Consider the following 20132-nt stretch of genomic DNA (forward strand, 5'->3'; position numbering starts at 1 on the left):
GAGAAGGAATTTTTCTTTGAGACAGTAACAGAATTAAGCAAGCGGTTTTCCACTGTTGAGCCTTTCGTATACTCTTATATATTTGGCAACCATATTCTGAAGATCGTGTTTTTCCCTCGTCTCCTTCATGATCCGCTTCATTTGCTTCTCCCTTATCTTTTCAGGTTTTCTGTGGAATCGGACGCTTTTCTTGAGTCCATACCATAGCCCGTTTGGATTATAATCCCGGAACAGGAAACCGTTCCCCACATCCTGAGGAGAACCATCAATTTTAAGTTTCAGGTCCCTTATTTTATCATGATAGCCCCCAGTGTCACGATTGGTAGCCGTTGCTCCGAAAAGGTTTCCAATCTGGTCAATCTGACCGCACGGTTCATAAAGAGAAGCCCCGAAAACATCGGATGCCGCCGCGTAACCAAGCATGGAAAGTTCTTCACTGAAGCGATGATATGCTATTTTCCCCTTGGAAGCCCAGGCGATTCTCCCGAAGATATCCTCATGGGTACGTTCGAATCCTCCTACACCGTCAGCCACGATAGCCATCTGCACATCACCATGCGCTATGACGAATTTCAGGGCAATGTCTTCGAGCAGTTCGACACCTTTCTGTGCCGGATCAAGCCTTGAGGGCCAGTATAAAAGGATTGCATCGGGATTAACGTCGAGACCCGTTCTCTTCTGGAATTCCACAAGGTTTTTCTTTTTCGCGGCAATGATATCATCATTGGGTCCGTATTTCTTGACGAGATGATTACACCTCTCAGGATACATGCCGGGAGATGGGGCGTTGATGATAGACAGCGCAGCACCATGGTAATACTTTGCCTTCACCTCCTGTCTCACACTTGGCGGAATAATATGCCTGTCTGAAAAATAATCGTTGACAACTTCTTCAAGAAATCTCTGCCCGACAAAATTAATTAACGTAGCATTCTTGATCGCAGTGGCCTGACAGTCGATGGATCTCATTCCACTTTCATCGGAGAAGTAAAGGTGTCCCAACAGCTCATTCAAATTTATGCCAAGAAGCATATCAAGAGGTACGTGGCCAGTAAAAACATTATGAACCGTGTGCAGTAGCGGAAAGCCCCTTGATCTTGAATAGGCCGAAATAACGCCACCCGCCATCCAGTCGTGGCTGTGTAAAACAAGTTTTCCATGGCTTTTCGCCTTGACCGTTTTTATAATGTGATTCACAATTTCTTTCTGGAATTCCGCAGCATTCAATCCCGGGTTTCCAGAGTATGCACTGGGTAAATCAGCAAAGACTGAGGAGGTGACGAGATGTACCTTATCGGGATCGACTGCATACCTGATTTCCCGCCACTGTTTTTCGTCAAGATGGCTTTCCTTTTGGAATCTTTTCTTCAAGTTCATCGTTGCCAGGTGACAATCGATACCACGCTCCGTAAGCCCTTCACATAATGCGGTTATTACTTCACCCAGCCCACCACTCTTGCCCGATATGAATTTTGCTAAAAGCCCCATGTCTTCCGGTAACCGCCCTGTTTCCGGGGCTATGATAAGCACTGCCGTTCTTTCACCCTTCTTCAGGATTTCAAATCTCTTAACGTCCGTTTCAAGATAGTCTATTTTGCGCGTTATTATACGGGCAGCCTGTGTTACGGAACCCTCATAGGGATTTAAATAGAAATGAACCTTACGGTCTTCACCCATCCGTTCATGGAGAAAATATACATGATCGGAGGTTGTCATGTGCCGCCACTTCTTTAATAGTTCTCCCCCCGCTCTTTTAACGTCACCTTCAAGATTCTCAATATCTTTAAATAATTCGTACTGGGTGAGCGTATCAAGCCATCCGAATGTATCCCTGCTGATATTGGTTCGGTCAGAAATTTCCTTGCCGTGAATATCCAGAATAGGGCAATCAACATCCCTGAAACGCTCTACCACCTCAGACGGATTGGCCAGGATGATCCCGGGATGTCTGGCCAGCGCTTCGGGCAGACCCCTCCAGAATTCAAAGATTCCCTTATTCCTCCCGATGCGATCCCCCATGTGCTCGAAATAGAAACCGAGCATAACGCTGTCACCCTCAATCTTGGCTATATTTGCCGCATACTGTTCGGGTGAAACGGGGTTACGGGAAAAACGACAGGCAATGTCGTTACTGAGATCGCTGTTCCTCGGAATGACGATAAGGGTGTTTCCCTTGGCACGGAAGACGGTTTCGGATGGGATGGGATTATCTTCGTGGGCAAACATGTCCTCTCTCATCTCGCAGAGCATGGACTGATAACCCATATCGGCAACGGTTTCGGCAATAGCGTTATTGTATATAAGATCCGTATTCCTGAAAGATGCGGGTACGACTCCAAACAGGGCTCTCATCTTATCCCTGTGAAGAGAAACCTGATCCTGGAATTCCTGCATTTTCGGATCTGCAAAGAGGCTGACAAGGGAATGATAATATGTTTCATCCAGAAATTCGATCTGGTTTCCTTCATTACCGGCATTCAGCAGTTTCTGTAACGCCTTTACGACTTCCGGCTTGTAAAGCTCGGCCTGCTCCAAAAATGTCCCGGACAGACCAAGCGTAATCTTGAACCCGGGATTTTCGGATATGAGTTCCTCCATCATACTGATGGCAGGCAAATAGCACTTTTCTGCAACCTTCAGAAAGGTTTTTCCGTCCATTTCCTCCCAGAAAAATTTGTCTCTCTCCGGATGCAGCCTGAAAGGCTGATGTAGCTGAAAATATATGGTTAGTACGGGCATTGTATCTCTTCCCATTTATTATATACTATTAATTTAGCAATTAATTGTTGAATTTACAAGGGTTTGTTATTTCTTTCAGTCAGAACCAGACACCGGTTCCCCAGGATTTATTGACCGGGAGCAATATAAAACAAACATGTTCCTTACCGGGAAGCCCCGCCCTGTGGGCGGGGAGCTTCACAAAAAGTGTTTTAATGCCCGCTCGAAGGAATATTTCACCAAATGACCGTAAAAGTGAGACCTTTTGCCAATGTCTCAGCATTATGATTTTTCAAGAAAATTTGTGCAATCAAGAGAGATGCTGTGAGGGATTATACAGTCGAAAATCGTTTTATGCGTCGAGATAGTTGCCAACACGTTCATTGAAAATTTCTTGAAAACCGTACTGCCTTCAGGACATCACGTCTATCATTTATTCTTTATGCAGCCGTTTCTCCACAAACAATTGTGTTCTTCACATACGTCTTTTGTCTCGTAACACGGGATATATCCTTCCATTGTTTGAATATCTCTGATGATATCCCGTTTGGAACGACCTACACGTGTATCAACTCCCCATTCTTTTGCAATTTCTCGCACTTTTTGCATTTTCATTTTAGTAATCCTCAATCAAAATTGTACTTAGTTATTTGATAATTAGCTGAAATGATATAAGAATCAGCTATGAAAATTTGCCCTCGCCGCAACGGTAAAAAATTATGGCGTTTATCAACAGGTCAAAATCGATGTAGTCAGTGCGGCTTGACCGGAAAATTTAAAAAAACTCTGTGGCAATTCGACCCCCTAATTCTTTTAGTCTTTGGCGTTTTTCTCTTGTTTCCTGACAAGCAATACAGAATCTTGTAGTAGGCCTTGCCATGAGGCGTTTTTCCGGGATCTCCTCCTCGCAATCTAAGCAGACCCCATAGGTTCCATTCTCGACGCGGGTTAGGGCATTTTTCAATTCTTCGATAATGATATCATATCTTACCTTGAAAGTGAAGCACCGTCTCCTTTCAATTTCAACGGTTGCCTGGTCAATAATATCAACAGGCTGATCTACAGGCTCAGATAATTTTTCCTTAAATTTTGGGTCGTTGATGTATTCCGCCAACTCATCTGTAATGAGCTTCTTAAAGAATTCAAGTCGTTGTAAATCCATAAGTACCTTTGTTTAATTTATGAAATAACAGTTGAAAAGTTTCAGTAAATTTCTTATTCCAAGGTGCGAGACCCCCCGCATGCCTTAAAATATATTGAAATATTTCATAAAAGCACCATAAATGGCAGATTTCTCGGCATCTAACTGTTTTCCCGGATTGACTTTGAAAAATATTGAAATGGCATTTATGATTGTAGCCTCCATAGCTTCTGACTTTTGCGGATTTTGATTGACAATTCTCACGCAATTTTCTACTGTTATATAATCTCCCTTTTTCATAATGGACTTCATTTATATATTTAAAGAACAACTACCGAATTTTCACAATCCCCATAAGGAATTGGCGCATATCTGTCAGCATTCAAAGCATTTTCCCATTTTGCCCCATCAATCAGATAACGAAACTGATGTTCTCTCCCCTGTTCAAGATCAACGGTTACAGTAAATGCGCCGTTTTTCAGTTTTTTCATAGGAGTAGCTTTGATATCCCAATCGTTAAATTCACCAACAATGTGGGCTGTAACGGCAGATTTAGCCACTTCCCCATCCAATCCAAAAGTGACCTTGCATACAGGTCTGCTTTTAAGGTATTGCTTTTTGATAATCATAGTAACCTCCTTTTTATGGTGCGTTTTTCTATCTTTTGATAAAATTAATACTGCCCATAAGATAAAAACACATAAGCTGATTGTTCTTTAAATTATTAAGACAAATAAATAAATAGGGTGAACACCTTATTTTCTGATGAGAAATACAGTATTTTGAGATGGATTTGTTATGGAATGCGATAGAGGTGAATTCCATTTCGATCAACATTCACAGACCGATTCAACAGGGCCGCTCATTTATTTTGGACAAGGGCGTTGTTAAATGATATTATTATCCTATCATCCTTTGAACCCACCATGGGAGGCCTTTTCATGAGAAAAAAAAGGGTTGTCATAGCTGAAGATCATACGATACTCCGAGAGGGATTGCGGGCACTACTATCTTCGGCTCCGGATCTTGAAGTCATAGGGGAAGCAGAAAATGGCCGTGCTGCCATCCAATGCGCAGAAAATATGGAACCCGACCTCATATTAATGGATCTTTCCATGCCAAGAATGACTGGTATGGATGCAATCAGAGAGATCAAAAAAAGGGTTCCTGATACAAAAATCCTGGCGCTGACAGTTCATAAAGACGAGGAGTACATCCTTGCGACTCTTCAGGCTGGCGCTGACGGGTATGTCTTGAAAGATGCCACGCATACCGAATTAATGACGGCAATAAAAACTGTTCTCAGGGGAACCCGGTATCTTAGCCCTGAAGTTTCCGAAAAGGTGATAAATGGTTACTTGGAAGGGAGAACGACGTTAAAATCCCAATCGGCATGGGATACCATCACTCAACGCGAGCGAGAGATCCTGAAGCTGATTGCTGAGGGGTATAGGAACAGAGAGATTGCCGACTATCTCTGTATCAGCGTGAAAACTGTGGATACACATCGAACCAATCTCATGAAAAAACTGGACATTCATTCCGTCGCGTCTTTGACAGCCTTTGCAATAGAGAAAGGGTTGGTCGCGAAGTAGCAGTCATTCCTCGACACGCCACGACGCCCGAACGGTGGTTCCGACTTGTCTTGAGGACTCGATATCAAAAGACCCGCCTGAAAGTCCCGTTCGCTCTTTCATGCTGGCAAGGCCCAATCCTCTTCTGGAACCATTTTCATAAAGGATGTCCTTCATGTTAAATCCCTTTCCGTTATCTTCGATGGTCAATTCTATTATTCCTTCTGTTTTCCTCAGGGAACAGCGAACGCGGTCTGCATTGCTGTGTTTGGCAATATTGTTCACAGATTCCTGCAAAATTCTGTATATTACTATCTTTAAATCGTCGGGGACGTCGTGTTCCTGGATGTCAATTTCTTTTTCAATGTGAATGTCCGAACAGATTTTCTGAAATTCACGGCAAAACGAGGAGATGGCGGCCAGGATACCCAGATCATCCAGAATAGATGGCCACAAATCCGTACAGATTCTTCGGACTTCTTCGATACCGTTTTGCGTAATAGGAATAAGTGGCTCTAACGCTTTAACGTCATGCAACGTCGTATCTTGGCTCATTAGATTTACGGCACTCTCCAGACCGAATTTGACGGTGGTCAAGATCTGTCCAATACTATCGTGGAGGTCTTGCGCGATGCGTTTTCTTTCATCTTCCTGGGCCGTTAAGAGCTGGGAAGAGAGAAACCTGAGTTGTTCTTCCGACTCCCGTAATGCGTATTCAGCTTTCTTGCGCTCGGTGACGTCCCGGACGGATTCGATAGCACCGACTACATTTCCGCTGTGATCATATATCGGGCTTGCCTTACCCCATAGATACTTTTTTTGCCCCTTAATGGAAGGAACTGCTCCCTCGGCAATCAGGACATCTTTCTCTTTATGAGCAAAGAAATATTTTTTTTCTGTTGTTTCGTCAGGGAATAGAATAAGGTCAATTAACATTGGTCTTCTGACACCATAAAATGGCAGGGCATATTCATAGTCTCCTTTATCCAGCATATCTTCAGCCTTGACACCTGTCATTTCTTCAATTGCCCGGTTCCAGGCAATTACCTTGCCTTTGTGATTAACAGCAAATGTAGCGTCAGGCAGGAAGTTGATGATATCGGTAAGTCGCCGTTCTGATTCCCTAAGTGCGTCCTCTAAATGTTTTCGCTCCGAGATGTCACGCGTGACTCCCAGAATCCCCACAGGCCGATCTTCTGGATCTCGAAGGAATGTCATTTTGACCTCGGTCCAGACCGTGGAGCCGTTCTTACAAGTATGCTCAAGCGCCAGCATCCGCGACCGTGACAGGTCCTTTTGTGCCTTGCTTTCTATAGCCAGCTCTTCCGCAAGGATCTTATTAGCGATACCTAAAGAGGCCGGGGTTAAGATCATTTCTACAGTCTGTCCCATAATTTCTTCAACACTGTAGCCTCGCAGGTGTGTAACAGAAGGGCTTACGTAGGTGTACCGAAGGTTCATGTCCGTGGTCCAGATGATATCTGATACGTTATCAGCCAGCAGACGGTACTTTTCCTCACTTTCTTGTAGCGCTTTATCCACACGCTTGTCCTCGGTGATATCTAAAAGCGATGCCACACTCTTCTTTGATCCGGAAATCGAGGCTATGGTAAGAAAAATATCTTTCACTTGACCGCATTTGTCAATGAACATGGACTCATAGTTCTTCGGAACAGCATTCGGATCAAGTCTTCTCAGACGATGATACTCTTTCATTTTCTCCAAATCACCTTCTATAACAAATTCTGTCCATTTCATCTTGTCTTCTATTTCTTCTTTTGAATATCCGCTAAGTTTTTCGTATCCTGCATTGGCCATACAAATTGTCATATCCTCTTCAATAATCACTGTGGCTGTACCAGTATTCTCAAAGACACTGCGGTATCTTGATTCGGACGCTTGCAGCGTTTCCTCCGCCTGCTTGCGGGCTGTAATGTCTTTTGCAATCAAAATGGCGTAAACAACCTGTTTTTCTTTCTTAATGGGAATAATCCGAGTTTCATACCATGCAACTCCATCATCCGAACCGTTGCCAGTTATTTCGAGTGTTTCCATCTTTCCTGTCTGAAAGACTTGTTTAAGGAGTTTCTTATGTCTCTTATGGGAATCAGGTGATTGAAAGTCATAGAAGGCTCTCCCAATCATTTCTTCCATTACAAAACCCGGTAGAACGCGATTAATAAACTGTATTGTGCCCTTGCTATCCACAATTATTATGAAGTCAGGAGAGTTTTTCACCAAGGAATGCCACTTAATCTCGCTATCCCGCAGCACATCCTCGGTTTTTTTGTGCTCAGCGACTTCTTTTTCCAATTCCATAATCCTTTGTTCCAGTTCCTCATAGGTCGGGTTTTGAGTCATTTGAAAAACCTCCAGGCTTTCTTGAAAACAAAAAGTTCATACAGTGTTCTCATCATCCCATAAACTATTAGCGCAATCACCGGATTTAAAGCTTGATGTATTCGTAAAAAGTTGAATTTTCCCTCCCCCGATGGGAGGGGACAAAGGGGAGGGGGATATAACCGCTTGAAATGTCGTTGCTTTCACCCTCACCCCAGCCCTCTCCCATCAAGGGAGAGGGAGGTTTGTGACTTTTTACGAGACTGTCAAGCTTCATCGAACAATGTTTTACATATCATACTTTGATGAACTCGTAAAAAGTCAGTTTTTGTCACCCTGAATTTATTTCAGGGTCTCTAACTTACTGAAATAATTAGATGCTGAAACAAGTTCAGCATGACAAATGGTGCAGTTTATGACTTTTTACGAGTCTGTCTACTTTCATTCTCCGATTATTTTCACCAGGACCCTTTTCTTTCTCCGGCCGTCGAATTCACCGTAGAAGATCTGTTCCCAAGGACCGAAATCAAGCCTGCCGTCGGTTATGGCAACAACGACTTCTCTGCCCATAATTTGCCTTTTCAGGTGGGCGTCTCCGTTATCCTCACCGGTTCGATTATGAAAATAACGGGAGATCGGCTCATGCGGGGCGAGTTCTTCGAGCCATCCCTCGTAGTCCCGATGAAGGCCTGACTCATCATCATTGATGAAGACCGATGCCGTTATGTGCATGGCATTACAGAGCAGAAGGCCTTCTATGACTCCGCTTTCCCGCAGGCACTCATTTACTTGTGGAGTGATATTAACAAAAGCCCTCCTTGAGGGTACGTTAAACCAGAGTTCCTTTCGGTAACTTTTCATAAGCACCTCCCCATCGTGATCGATTTTGTATTATAGCTAATCATTTCTTCTTTTCCAAATTCCTTTTATAAATTTTCCCGGTTTTTAGAATTGAAACTATTTACACTAATGGCTATAATCAATTTTCATGAAAATATGTGAAACGAAATATGGTTAGTAACTGCGATAGCCACAGACAAAAACGAGTACTCATTAAAATTATCGGTGAATAGCAATGAAACATAATCCGCGAAAGGACATCCGAAAGATTTTTGATGCAGGGTTAAAAGCCGCCGATCCGAAAGAAGCAGTTTCCCGCGCTGTGTGCCTTTTAGCCGATGACCGACTGCAGGTCGGAGAACAATACTACGATTTGGGACAATTCGACAGGATCATCGTGGTTGGTGCCGGCAAGGCGGCAGCCCCTATGGCCGCTGCCATCGAAGATATTTTGGGGCCGCGAATAAGCGATGGTTTCATATCGACAAAATACGGACACGGCCTCCCCTTAAAACGGTTCGTCGTCACTGAAGCTGGACATCCCGTCCCCGACGAGGCCGGACTTGCCGCTTCACGGCACATCATCAATCTGCTCGAACAGTCTGACGAGAGAGACCTGATAATCTGCCTGATCTCAGGCGGTGGCTCCGCCCTCATGCCGCTTCCGGTTTCCGGTATTTCGCTAACAGATAAACAAAAAACAACTCAGATCCTCCTTGCCTGTGGAGCAACGATCCATGAGATCAACACGATACGCAAGCACATTTCAGGAATTAAAGGGGGAAAGCTCGCCCGGGCGGCCTTCCCGGGAACTCTCATCACACTGATACTGTCAGATGTAATCGGTGACAATCTTGATGTAATCGCCTCCGGACCAACGGTTCCCGACAGAAGCACATTCGCCGATTGTACGAAAATACTGGAAAAATATAATATTACGGACGAGATTCCGCCTCATGTTATCGAATACCTGAAAAGGGGTGCCCGGGGCATAGAGCCTGAGACACCTAAACTAAAAGATACCATTTTTGACAAGACCGATGTCCTTATTATAGGAAGTTTAAGCCTCTCAATTGACGCTGCAAGGGATAAAGCGGTTGCCTCGGGTTACAACACGCTCATCCTGTCCTCCTTTATCGAGGGAGAAACCCGTGATGTCGCAAAGGTTCACGCAGCCATCATCAAGGAAATTTTAAAATCAGGGAATCCTGTTCCAAGGCCTGCCTGTATCATATCAGGAGGTGAAACCACCGTCACCATTCATGGGAATGGTCTTGGAGGACGTAATATGGAATTTGTTCTGGCCGCTGCCATTGAGATAGAGGGGCTTGATGGAACTGTTGTCTTAAGTGGAGGAACAGACGGCACTGACGGACCAACAGATGCGGCAGGCGCCATTGCCGACGGTACAACCGTTCAAAGAGGCATGGCTAAAGGATATAACGCTTCAGAGTTTCTTAAAAAAAACGACTCGTACAATTTCTTCAAAGTTCTCGAAGATTTACTGATGACAGGACCAACCATGACCAACGTAATGGATTTAAGGGTCCTGTTAGTTGTTTAAGAATTAAGATTTCTTGTAAATTGCGTTTTCTTCTTTAATCGCTCCTTCGATATCATGCAGGATCATGGGCATCTTCATGATAACGCGTTCCCATGTAACAGTTTTCGGTATCTCAAAGGGCTGGTTATGTATTTCTCCCTCTACCGTCAGGATATCTCTACCCAGTCCCGCATTGAGATACTCCTTGAATCTTTCATCGCCTGAAAGGAAGCGCAAAAAACGTTCCGTAAGGCGGTGCGAAGAGGTAAGAATATCACCGGCACAGAGGATGGCATCCCTGAAGACCCCTCGTACTATCGCTTCCTCGGCATTCCGGTCATAAGTAAGCTCTGCAAAGGATGAATTATCTGCATACTTCTTGATCATTTCATCAGCCACGTCTAAATACGTAATTGCAAGATCCTGGGCAAAGTGGTCTGAGATTTCAAGTCCCTCCTCAATGACCAGAGTTGTGAGTAGAATAGTAACAATGTCGATGGCCATCTTAAAGAGGCCCTTCTCCTTATCATCCTCAGAAACCTCCTGATGCTTATGGTCAAAGGAACTCATGGAGATCTGTACCTGAGCAATATTGGTTGCTTTACGATAAACCTCTATAAGTGTAAAAATTTCCACGCCCCAGTTGGTTGCAAAATGCATACGTCTGAGTAAACTTACATCGAATACTACCTCTCCCGAAAGCTGGTAATTGAAGGCCAGAAGGAAATCGATGATCCGCAATAGCTTCATATCTTCAGACTCTGAAAACTTTCGTCTAAAGGCCAGAAGAAGAGGATCCAGGAGAAGCCGTTTCACACGTCCGTACATCTTCTCGTCTGCTATCCTGGAATAGAAGGCCTTGGAAAACTGATAATCAAGAACGAGAACCGGATAAAAAAGGCGGTCAAGCTGGTGGCAGCGAAAGGTTTTTATGTCAGCATCTATTACACCAACACTCCCGGCCTTTAATGCCTGCGCAACGCCAAAGGACATGAATATGTTTTTTCCCTTGCCCGGTTCACCCAGCCCGAGGCCAGCATCCCTGAACCGATCATAGATTGCGGCAAATCCGCGGCCCTGGTTGTGCTGGATCAGGCAGTTTTTAAGGCCGCCTTTTTTAAGGATCTCCGCAAGGAGTAGCGCTTCATCGTCAGTTGCAGCATCAAGGCCGAAGATGATATTCGAAAGGTATGAAGCATTTCTCAATTGCCTGACAATATTTTCAAAAACAGGTCTGTTTCCCTCCAGGGTAAATTCCGTAGCCAGCGTCGGAATGACGAGCACAGGCTTTTTCCTTTTTGCACTTAACTTTAAACGAGGCCTGAGGTTATGGTTTTCCTTACCAAGGAGGTACAGGTTGGTTACTTTTATATGTTTCTGAGAGAAATTTGTCATGGTTTCTTGCCTCCTTAATTTACTGCTGCTATTTTAAGCCAAAATTCACAGCAGTCACCTGCTGCAAAATCCGGGTTCCGGGTAAAAAACTGTTATGGCGAGCTTGTGGATGCACTTTTATACCAGAGGGAAAACCAGACTGTCAACCGCCATTTTGCCAGCCGCTGTGATCATATCTGCTCTATCAACTACCATTTTTATCAAACAATTAACATTCCTCCGGATTTTTTCTTCATCCCTCTTCCTGATTATATGTCTTGTTATAAATTTGAATGGCAATATTGTTCTTGACGGGATTATCAATTTTAATTAACATGAAATATTAGTTTTTAGATAGAAAATAAACTTCAGGGAGGCATATGAAGTGGACAAAAAGAAATATGAATTGAATGTTCAACTGGCTCAGATGTTAAAGGGCGGCGTCATTATGGATGTTGTCACTGCGGAGCATGCAAAGATCGCCGAGGAGGCCGGAGCTGTGGCAGTTATGGCCCTGGAACGTGTTCCCGCAGACATCCGCAAAGATGGTGGTGTTGCCCGTATGTCCGATCCCGCACTTATTGCATCGATCAAAGAGACAGTATCGATACCTGTTATGGCCAAGGTACGTATCGGTCACTTTGTGGAGGCCCAGGTTCTGGAAAGTCTAAAAATTGACTATATTGATGAGAGCGAGGTCTTGACCCCCGCCGATGAAGAATGTCATATTGACAAGACTAAATTTAGAATCCCTTTTGTTTGCGGGGCCCGCAATCTGGGTGAGGCACTGCGCCGCATAGCTGAGGGAGCAGCAATGATCCGCACCAAGGGCGAAGCGGGGACTGGGAATGTGGTTGAAGCAGTTCGCCATATTCGAACAATAAACCGTGAAATCAGACAGCTCGTCAACATGCCTGTGGAGGAGGTTGTCGGTTTTGCCAAGGACAATGGTTGCCCGTATGAGATTGCGCTCCAAGTTCGAGAACTCGGCAGATTGCCCGTTGTTAACTTTGCAGCGGGCGGTATAGCAACACCCGCGGATGCAGCCTTAATGATGCAACTTGGCTGCGACGGCATCTTTGTGGGATCCGGGATATTCAAATCGGAAAACCCTTCTAAACGTGCAACGGCAATAGTTAAGGCAACTGCATACTATAACGATCCGGCAAAAATTCTGGAAGCCTCGATGGAACTTGGTAATGCCATGCCGGGACTTGAAATTTCTGACATCCCGGAATCGCAGATCCTGGCGACACGTGGCTGGTAGAAGATTAAGTGCCTAAAGTGAGCTAAAGTTAACTGATTAAGACACTTAACTTTAGGCACTTTAGTTCACTTCACTCTTCAAACTTCTTACATGAATCGGGACAGCACCTGTTTTGTTAGCGGTACTATCCCCATTTGCACTTATCGAGAGAAATAAATGTCATTGAAGGCAATCGGTGTGCTTGATCTTCAGGGTGATGTTGTTGAACACCTTGATCACCTTGAACGTCTGGGGCTTACCGGTGTACGTGTAAAAGAACCTACGGACTTTACTCACCTTGCCGGATTAATCATACCCGGTGGTGAAAGCACATGTCTCTTTCGGTTGCTGAATATTTTCGGTATCAAGGAAATTATTATTCGTGAATTTCAGCGTGGGCTAAAGCTCTGGGGAACGTGCGCGGGAGCTATCCTACTCGCTAAAAGTATTGTAGGCGAAGCACCATGTCTCGGTCTTATCGATATTGAAATCCGGCGAAATGCTTTTGGAAGTCAACTGGACAGTTTTACTTCTGAGGCTCTTGTCCCCCGTGTGGCACCACAGCCGATACCCCTGACGTTTATTCGTGCTCCAAAAATTACTCAAGTAGGTGTTGGCGTTGACGTGCTGCTCCAGCAAAACGATTATATTGCGGCTGCGGAAAGTTCTAATATTCTTGTAACAGTTTTTCATCCAGAGCTTACACCATGCCTTGCATTCCATCGCTATTTCGCCCTTAAATGCGGCCTTAAACCCTCAAAAGATGAAAATCCTTCTTTATTTGATCCCACTTGGGACAGCAAAAGCTGGACCCGATACGTTAAGGTCATTTAAGTTGAAAAACTGTTCAGTAATTGGATTTGTTATCGAAGATTTTTCACTAATCCCTGTCAATTCTGCTTTAAACCATACTTGTTGAGTTTATACCGCAACATTCGCTCGCTGATGCCGAGTATTTTAGCAGCTTTTGTCTGGTGGTAGTCAGTTTCTTCCATAGCCTCCTGGATTCGCTTCCGTTCCAGCATATCAAGCGATTCTTTCAGCGTTTTCCGGTCATCTCCGGAATAAGGTGACACTTCCCTGAAGGGTAAGTCCTGAATGGATATCACCGGACTTCTCGAGACAACCACCGCCCTTTCAATAATGTTTTCCAGCTCCCTGACATTGCCCGGATAATCATACTTCAGAAGGAGGTCTTTCGCCTCGCTGCTTAAATCTTCTATCTCCCTTCTATTTTCAGAGGCAAAGCGGCGCAGAAAATGTTCAATCAATAAAGGAATGTCCTCTTTTCTTTCTCGCAGCGGCGGAATGGACACTACAACCACATTGACTCTGTAAAACAGGTCTTCTCTGAAAGTACCCTGCTTCACCTTTGCTTCCAGGTCCTGGTTGGTTGCACTAATTATTCTAATATCTGAACGAAGTGTCTCATTTCCCCCTAAACGTTGAAATTCACGTTCCTGGAGAAATCTGAGAAATTTGACCTGGACGGGAAGCGACATCTCGCCAATCTCGTCCAGAAAAATAGTCCCCCCATCGGCTTCTTCAAATCGACCTATCCTTCTTGAGGTCGCCCCCGTAAATGCACCTTTTTCATAACCGAAAAGTTCGCTTTCGAGCAGGTTTTCAGGCAATGCCCCGCAATTTACTGCAATCATCGGCTTTTCCGAACGGGGGCTTATATTATGAATCAATCTGGCAAAGAGTTCTTTGCCGGTGCCACTTTCACCCTGTATCAGGACAGTGGCACGGCTTGAAGCAACCCTTCCGGCCATATTGATCAGCCTTTCCATTTTGGGGCTTCCGTATATTATCTTGTCAGTGATAACTCCCTTTTTCCATAGCTTCTCGCGGAGGATTTCATTTTCTCTGATAAGAGTCTGCCGCTCTGAGATCCTATCAATAAGAATATTGAGTTCATCCAGTTCTATGGGCTTGGTAATATAGTCAATGGCACCTGCCTTCATGGCATCTACTGCTGTCTCTACCGTCCCGTAGGCAGTCATCATCACGACGTCGATTTCCGGGTTAATATTCTTTATCTTCTTAAGTGCCTCTATTCCATCCATTTTAGGCATTTTATAATCGAGGATCAACAGGTCAAAATAGCCTTCGAGAACTTTATTGACAGCAGTTTCCCCATCTTCGGCTTCTGCAACAACATGCCCCTGTCCGACAAGAAAATGCTTAAGCATCTCTCTCTGTGATTGGCCATCCTCAACAACAAGGATATGTAATTTATTCATGGTCAAAATATCCTTACAATTATTCTGTCCTTTTTACCGGCAGCAAGACTTCGAAAATAGTTCCTGAACCGGGCTTGCTCTTTACACGAATTTCCCCTCTATGTCCCCGTATAATCTCATGAGCCAGCGGGAGACCTAAACCTAGTCCTTTCTCTTTCGTTGTATACTCAGGGTCGAAAATGCGATCCACCTCTTCGGGTGTTAATCCAGAACCCGTATCCGAAACCTCGACACTCACCTTATCTGTCTCATCCGGCTTAACAGAAACTGTAATGGTTCCATCACCGGAAATCGATTCCATTCCATTTTTAAAGATATTGTAGAGCGCCTGCTCAAGTTTATCAACATCCATGGGAACCAGGGCATCGTTGCCATTCCAGACAGTTTTTATCGTAATACCCCTGGCCTTGACTTCCTCTTCCATAAGATCAACTATCTTCTGCAAAACATCTACAATAGAGTGGTCGCGAAGTTCCAGTCGACGGCTCCGGAAGAAGGTGACAAACTCCTCGATGATTCCGTTCAAACGTCTGATCTCATCACGGATAATTTTTGTTATGTGGTAAAATTCTTTTTTCTTTTCTTCACCTTGAGGAGAATGCTCTCGCTGGAGTCTCTGGCTGGCCATACTGATAGCATTCAATGGGTTACGGATTTCATGAGCTACTCCGGCGGCAAGTTGCCCAAGGGCAGAAAGTCTTTCAGCTCGCTGGAGTTGTTCTCCCATTTCTTCTATTCTTGCCAGATGCCTTTTCTGATTCCAGTAAAGCGCCCATATCGACACAATACCGATCAGCACGATGAATATCATGGAAAAAAACATTCGGGTTTCATTTTCTTTGAGGATTTCGTTGGCCTTATCCATCTCGAGGCCGATCCGTGCATATCCAAACACCCTTTTATTCAGGCTAAACGGTGTGAGTATTTCGAGAATTTCCTTTCCGTCAAATAGGATCTTATGACTTGCCATCTTTGATTTTTCTGCCAGGATATCTTGGACAATTGAACTTGTCTTTCCAAATCCTTGTGGAATTTCACCAGCTTGCCCAAGCACCCTTCCCTGCTGATCCATAACCATTAAATAGGTCAGGCCCTGCCCCCACCCCACATCTTCAATAACTTTATTAACAGTTACTTTGGTGCTCCAGTACCTTGTTCTTTTGTCATCCAGAGCAATAATAATGGTGCCCCTTTTATCTTTCCGGGGGAAGGTTATATAACTAATTTCGTCGAGCTTCCCGAATATATTCAATAGATATACAATTATATCTTTGTTTGTGGATATAATTGATGGAACCGTCGGTGCGTCGGCATCCTGAAGAAAATTTCTGCTCTGAAAAACAATCTTTCCCCGTTTATTGAAAAAAGTGATAAGAGAAAGATTGTCACGGTCGGCTATTTCCCCCATGTCCTCTGCACTTAGATGCTCCGTTTTCCATTCTTTATCTATTTTCTCTGCAAGATCCCCAAGAGTCTTTACAAGAGATTCTTGGTAAGAAAGTGCCTTACCGGTAAGTTTGCCGCCCCCTTTAGGTTCTTTAAGTGCCCGGCGCAGATAATTTATATTTTCCTGCGTTACATTTTCGACGGTTGTAATGATATCAAGTCCTCTGTTCTCCATGAAACCAATCAGCGTTTTGTCAAGCCTTTTCCGTTCCATGATCCCCATGACCACAACTAAAAATATAAAAACAACGATAACGAGCGACACCGTCAAGGGCATTATATGTTTTGATATCGCTTTCTTATCTCTCTTTAAGGTTTCCACTTCTTCTTCCTCGATAATCTCGTAAAGTCCCGCATCATAATATTCGAATCGCCTCAAAAGTCAACGTTTTCCTTTAGGGAGTTTCGGGCGCATTCGACAAAATTGTCGAAATTCGCAAAAAGGCTCCTTATGATATAAATGGTTGTATTTACAGAATTATTACTGCACTCTCAATCCATTTAATCGACATTTATTTCCTCAAATCTATTATAGGCATACTGTTAGTTTGATGAGATTGTCGAAAGATATCGTTTGGTTTCTATGTGTTAGAGTTCTTTAAATTGTTCTGGCACAGTAGATGCAATGAAATATACCGCTACCAAAGCAAATATGAAAAGAAGCTACTGACCTGTCAGGGACGAAGGTTGAAAATGTAATTTCAGGCCTAAACCTTGGCCGGGCAAGTAAACTCCAAAATCGGGGAGGTCAAATGACCTCCCCCTCCTCCAAATCTTCCTTACTTTTCAAATACTGACAAAATTGCAGAAGTTTAGAAATCAACCGGTGCTGAAAATATTTTTTCAAGAGGACGATAGCAATCCTGATCCGGGTCTGAAAAATTACGAATTCTACCGATTACCCCGCTTATTTTTATCCCGGATATTTTTTCAATAGCCTCTATATTTTCGCTTATCATTTCTTCTGATGTGCCATTCTCTTCATAATCTAACAAGACAACTCCTGCAGGTTTCATGCCTCTATTGCTCAGGGCCTCAAGAGTAAGAAGTGTATGATTTATTGTTCCCAGTCCGGCCCTGGCGGCGATAATCGGTCTGGCATCTGTCATCTCGATCATATCTATCACCAGTTCCTTTTCGTTGACCGGTACAAGAAGCCCTCCGGCTGCCTCCAGTATAACCGGGGAGTAGAATAGACTCTTTTCGTTAACAACTTCCTCTATCACTGTAAAATCTATATACCTACCCTCATCACGGGCTGCAAAATAGGGGGCATTGGGATTTTTGAAGCAATATATTACCGAATCGGCCGGATCCTTATCGTTTAGAGGCGTTACATGTTGGTATATAAACCTGGCATCGCTATCAGTATCGTAGGGATCCACACATCCAGTCTGTGCCGGCTTAAGATAAAACGGCGTGTAACCCTGTGCGTAGAAGAACTGCATGAGGAGCAGCGAGAGTACCGTTTTACCCACTCCGGTATCGGTTCCAACTACAAATAGGTTCTCTCTTCGCTTGTTCAAATAAAGCTCCTTTGCGGAACTGGACGATATTCTGGCTTACCACTCACTGCCTACTGCTTTCTGCTTTCTGCCTACTGCCTACTGCCTACTTACCAGTGCGTCAATAAACGCCTTTATATCTTCTTCAGTATGCAGGGCAGTTATACTGATCCTGAGTATCGCCCTGCCGATCGGTACCGTAGGGTATCTGGCAGGCAGAACAAATATACCCCTTTCAAGTAAACTCTGAGACACTTTTGCCGCCTTGGCTTCTTCACCAATTTCGAGGGCAATGATATGGGCATCTCCGGTTAGCCGAAAGCCTTCACGTTTCAGACCTTCTTTTAAAATACAGCTTACTTCCCGCAAGTTGTTTCTCCTCTCCTCGGAGCGAGAAACAATCTCCAGCAGATCTATCGCAGAGGCGGCATGCGCTTCCGGCAGAGTGGTTGTGTAAATAAGCGGTGAAGAAAAATTGAACAGATATTCTTTGATTCCCCCTGGCAGCAGTGCAAACGCACCGAAAAGACCCAGGGCCTTACCAAAGGTTCCCACCGCAACATCCGCCACATCATGAGCAATACCCCTTCCGCCTTCACCAATAGCACCATATGCATGGGCTTCATCCACAACACTCAGAAACCGATAGCTCTTCTTGAGTTGCCCAAAACCCCGGGTATCCAGCAAATCACCATCCATACTGAAAAGTGATTCAGTCAATACGGCAACCTGGTCTTCCTTGTTGCTGTCCAGCCTCTTTTTAAGATGCGACATAGAGTTGTGATTATATCCATAGAATTTAGCCCCGCTCAAGGTCATCCCCTTTACACTGCTGGCATGAATATGTTTGTCGAATATTACACTATCCCCCTTTTCGAACAATGTGGAGAGGATTCCCACATTCGCCTGATAGCCGCTGGGGAAAAAGAGGGCATCCTCATAACCGAAAAAGGAGGCATACTCCTCTTCCGCCCGGTTTATGATCGAATAATTGCCAGAAACGAGTCGTGATGAGGAGGATGAGGTGCTGTATTTCTGGAAATTTTTGGAGACTTTCTTGCGGAGATCCTCTGACGTACTGAGGCCGAGGTAGTCATTGGATGCAAAATTCAACACCTTTCTGCCGTCGACAATGAGATGTTTCCCTTCCCTTCCCGTTATTTCAGGCGGATTTCGGTAGAGGCCGGCTTGCTGCTGAAGGATCAATCTGTTCTTATATCGTTTTGTAAACATGAAAAGACCTCTCTGTAGTGGTTTTGTAATCTTTTCCTCTTGAAGTTACGGTTGTAATCAACGGTAGCATACAGAAACTCTCCCTCAATATTAGTTTCGTCCCCCTTTTTAGCCTGCAGTCTATAGGTAAAGGCGACATCGCTTCGGTTTGTAAGTGTCCCGTAGAGAAGATATTGGCCATCTATAACCTCTCCTGCAGATATCTTGCAGTGGGTTATCTTTAGTAGAAATGCATGCCTTTCAAAACGGGTTAAAAAACGTACATGATAAGCCCCCAACTGAGCAAGAGATTCAACTACTGAATAGACGGGGGCAGTCACAAAATTTTTGGCCCCGATTATGTGTCTCTCTCCGGCTTCGGTGATTCTATCAATGAGCAGAAAGCCGGGGAGGCCGGTATTTATTACTATTCTATTGCCGTCATTCACCATAACATCATACTTTGAGAGTTTGAGAAATAGAACTCTTCATGCTCAAAACATTTTTTCGACAATTCTAAATCTTGATGCGCTCGTAAAAAGCTCCGCTATGCCGTTTTACGGCATTATAATTGGAAGTAACTTACGTTTTTAACAAATTTATTATTTCTGGTAAATATCAAGAAATATTAACAACTTACAATGTGTTTGCAAATTTAAGTTCCTTGAAAGTCATAAACTGCACCGTTTGTCATGCTGAACTTGTTTCAGCATCTAATTATTTCAGTAAGTTAGCGGCCCTGAAATAAATTCAGGGTGACAAAAAAAGACTTTTTACGAACTTGTGAAGCTCCCCGCCCACAGGGCCTGGTCTTAATACACACTTGACACCGAGGGTCACGGGTCGGCGTCGTTTATGCTGCAGGGTTGAGTAAGAATACTATACATCTCCGTTGCTGTATCCAGTCGTTGTAGTCCTCGCCAGAGTGTTTGGGTGCCTGGTGGACC

17 protein-coding genes are annotated in these 20132 nt (G+C 44.2%); 4 read left to right on the forward strand and 13 right to left on the reverse strand.

From position 1 onward, the window contains the following. Positions 1 to 33 precede the first annotated feature (33 nt). The 5 genes from Q7J27_03330 to Q7J27_03350 form a co-directional block, all read right to left on the reverse strand. Entirely contained in the window at positions 34 to 2754 is a 2721-nt protein-coding gene (locus Q7J27_03330; protein ID MDO9528170.1) for a glycogen/starch synthase, read from the reverse strand. Positions 2755 to 3147: 393 nt separating this feature from the next. Then, positions 3148 to 3333 carry a hypothetical protein gene (locus Q7J27_03335; GenBank protein MDO9528171.1) on the reverse strand — a complete coding sequence of 62 codons (186 nt, stop codon included), beginning with the start codon at positions 3331 to 3333 and terminating at the stop codon, positions 3148 to 3150. Positions 3334 to 3493: 160 nt separating this feature from the next. After that, a complete protein-coding gene (locus Q7J27_03340) occupies positions 3494 to 3880 on the reverse strand; it encodes a TraR/DksA family transcriptional regulator (GenBank protein MDO9528172.1) in 387 nt (128 codons plus the stop codon). Between the two features lie 84 nt (positions 3881 to 3964). Continuing rightward, entirely contained in the window at positions 3965 to 4171 is a 207-nt protein-coding gene (locus Q7J27_03345; protein MDO9528173.1) for a hypothetical protein, read from the reverse strand. A gap of 8 nt (positions 4172 to 4179) precedes the next feature. Further along, complete coding sequence (locus Q7J27_03350; protein MDO9528174.1) at positions 4180 to 4488, reverse strand: isoamylase early set domain-containing protein; 309 nt, start codon at positions 4486 to 4488, stop codon at positions 4180 to 4182. 312 nt (positions 4489 to 4800) lie between these two features. Here Q7J27_03350 and Q7J27_03355 point away from each other — a divergent pair, with 312 nt between their 5' ends. Continuing rightward, positions 4801 to 5454 (forward strand): response regulator transcription factor, encoded by a 654-nt coding sequence (locus Q7J27_03355; GenBank protein ID MDO9528175.1) that lies wholly within the window; start codon positions 4801 to 4803, stop codon positions 5452 to 5454. Positions 5455 to 5457: 3 nt separating this feature from the next. On the opposite strand, the gene Q7J27_03360 is transcribed toward Q7J27_03355, so the two are convergent. After that, positions 5458 to 7794, reverse strand: coding sequence for a PAS domain S-box protein (locus Q7J27_03360; protein MDO9528176.1), 2337 nt, complete (start codon positions 7792 to 7794; stop codon positions 5458 to 5460). A gap of 420 nt (positions 7795 to 8214) precedes the next feature. Beyond that, positions 8215 to 8634, reverse strand: a complete 420-nt coding sequence (locus tag Q7J27_03365) for a secondary thiamine-phosphate synthase enzyme YjbQ (protein MDO9528177.1) — start codon at positions 8632 to 8634, stop codon at positions 8215 to 8217. Between the two features lie 214 nt (positions 8635 to 8848). Between Q7J27_03365 and Q7J27_03370 the strand changes: the two genes are divergently transcribed. Next, the gene (locus tag Q7J27_03370; GenBank protein MDO9528178.1) at positions 8849 to 10177 is read left to right on the forward strand and encodes a glycerate kinase; all 1329 of its coding nucleotides are present in this window, start codon (positions 8849 to 8851) and stop codon (positions 10175 to 10177) included. A 3-nt stretch (positions 10178 to 10180) separates the two neighbouring features. On the opposite strand, the gene Q7J27_03375 is transcribed toward Q7J27_03370, so the two are convergent. Then, positions 10181 to 11551, reverse strand: a complete 1371-nt coding sequence (locus Q7J27_03375) for a hypothetical protein (protein ID MDO9528179.1) — start codon at positions 11549 to 11551, stop codon at positions 10181 to 10183. A 364-nt stretch (positions 11552 to 11915) separates the two neighbouring features. Here Q7J27_03375 and pdxS point away from each other — a divergent pair, with 364 nt between their 5' ends. Then, positions 11916 to 12797, forward strand: coding sequence for a pyridoxal 5'-phosphate synthase lyase subunit PdxS (gene pdxS, locus Q7J27_03380; GenBank protein MDO9528180.1), 882 nt, complete (start codon positions 11916 to 11918; stop codon positions 12795 to 12797). Between the two features lie 156 nt (positions 12798 to 12953). After that, the gene (gene pdxT / locus Q7J27_03385) at positions 12954 to 13610 is read left to right on the forward strand and encodes a pyridoxal 5'-phosphate synthase glutaminase subunit PdxT (protein MDO9528181.1); all 657 of its coding nucleotides are present in this window, start codon (positions 12954 to 12956) and stop codon (positions 13608 to 13610) included. A 56-nt stretch (positions 13611 to 13666) separates the two neighbouring features. On the opposite strand, the gene Q7J27_03390 is transcribed toward pdxT, so the two are convergent. The 5 genes from Q7J27_03390 to Q7J27_03410 form a co-directional block, all read right to left on the reverse strand. After that, a complete protein-coding gene (locus Q7J27_03390; protein ID MDO9528182.1) occupies positions 13667 to 15022 on the reverse strand; it encodes a sigma-54 dependent transcriptional regulator in 1356 nt (451 codons plus the stop codon). 19 nt (positions 15023 to 15041) lie between these two features. Next, positions 15042 to 16847, reverse strand: coding sequence for an ATP-binding protein (locus Q7J27_03395; protein MDO9528183.1), 1806 nt, complete (start codon positions 16845 to 16847; stop codon positions 15042 to 15044). A gap of 433 nt (positions 16848 to 17280) precedes the next feature. Next, positions 17281 to 17994 (reverse strand): dethiobiotin synthase, encoded by a 714-nt coding sequence (gene bioD, locus Q7J27_03400; GenBank protein ID MDO9528184.1) that lies wholly within the window; start codon positions 17992 to 17994, stop codon positions 17281 to 17283. Positions 17995 to 18072: 78 nt separating this feature from the next. After that, positions 18073 to 19206: a pyridoxal phosphate-dependent aminotransferase family protein gene (locus tag Q7J27_03405; protein MDO9528185.1), complete on the reverse strand. Its 1134-nt coding sequence runs from the start codon at positions 19204 to 19206 to the stop codon at positions 18073 to 18075. Then, positions 19176 to 19637, reverse strand: a complete 462-nt coding sequence (locus Q7J27_03410; GenBank protein MDO9528186.1) for a hypothetical protein — start codon at positions 19635 to 19637, stop codon at positions 19176 to 19178. Before Q7J27_03410 ends, Q7J27_03405 begins: the two co-directional genes overlap by 31 nt. Positions 19638 to 20132: the final 495 nt, after the last annotated feature.

Source organism: Syntrophales bacterium, assembly GCA_030655775.1.
GTDB lineage: Bacteria > Desulfobacterota > Syntrophia > Syntrophales > JADFWA01 > JAUSPI01.

Coding starts and splice junctions, on each gene's coding strand:
- Q7J27_03330 (MDO9528170.1), bottom strand. CDS start 2,754: ATGGGAAGAGATACAATGCCCGTACTAACCATATATTTTCAGCTACAT.
- Q7J27_03335 (MDO9528171.1), bottom strand. CDS start 3,333: ATGAAAATGCAAAAAGTGCGAGAAATTGCAAAAGAATGGGGAGTTGAT.
- Q7J27_03340 (MDO9528172.1), bottom strand. CDS start 3,880: ATGGATTTACAACGACTTGAATTCTTTAAGAAGCTCATTACAGATGAG.
- Q7J27_03345 (MDO9528173.1), bottom strand. CDS start 4,171: ATGAAGTCCATTATGAAAAAGGGAGATTATATAACAGTAGAAAATTGC.
- Q7J27_03350 (MDO9528174.1), bottom strand. CDS start 4,488: ATGATTATCAAAAAGCAATACCTTAAAAGCAGACCTGTATGCAAGGTC.
- Q7J27_03355 (MDO9528175.1), top strand. CDS start 4,801: ATGAGAAAAAAAAGGGTTGTCATAGCTGAAGATCATACGATACTCCGA.
- Q7J27_03360 (MDO9528176.1), bottom strand. CDS start 7,794: ATGACTCAAAACCCGACCTATGAGGAACTGGAACAAAGGATTATGGAA.
- Q7J27_03365 (MDO9528177.1), bottom strand. CDS start 8,634: ATGAAAAGTTACCGAAAGGAACTCTGGTTTAACGTACCCTCAAGGAGG.
- Q7J27_03370 (MDO9528178.1), top strand. CDS start 8,849: ATGAAACATAATCCGCGAAAGGACATCCGAAAGATTTTTGATGCAGGG.
- Q7J27_03375 (MDO9528179.1), bottom strand. CDS start 11,551: ATGACAAATTTCTCTCAGAAACATATAAAAGTAACCAACCTGTACCTC.
- pdxT (MDO9528181.1), top strand. CDS start 12,954: ATGTCATTGAAGGCAATCGGTGTGCTTGATCTTCAGGGTGATGTTGTT.
- Q7J27_03390 (MDO9528182.1), bottom strand. CDS start 15,022: ATGAATAAATTACATATCCTTGTTGTTGAGGATGGCCAATCACAGAGA.
- Q7J27_03405 (MDO9528185.1), bottom strand. CDS start 19,206: ATGTTTACAAAACGATATAAGAACAGATTGATCCTTCAGCAGCAAGCC.
- Q7J27_03410 (MDO9528186.1), bottom strand. CDS start 19,637: ATGGTGAATGACGGCAATAGAATAGTAATAAATACCGGCCTCCCCGGC.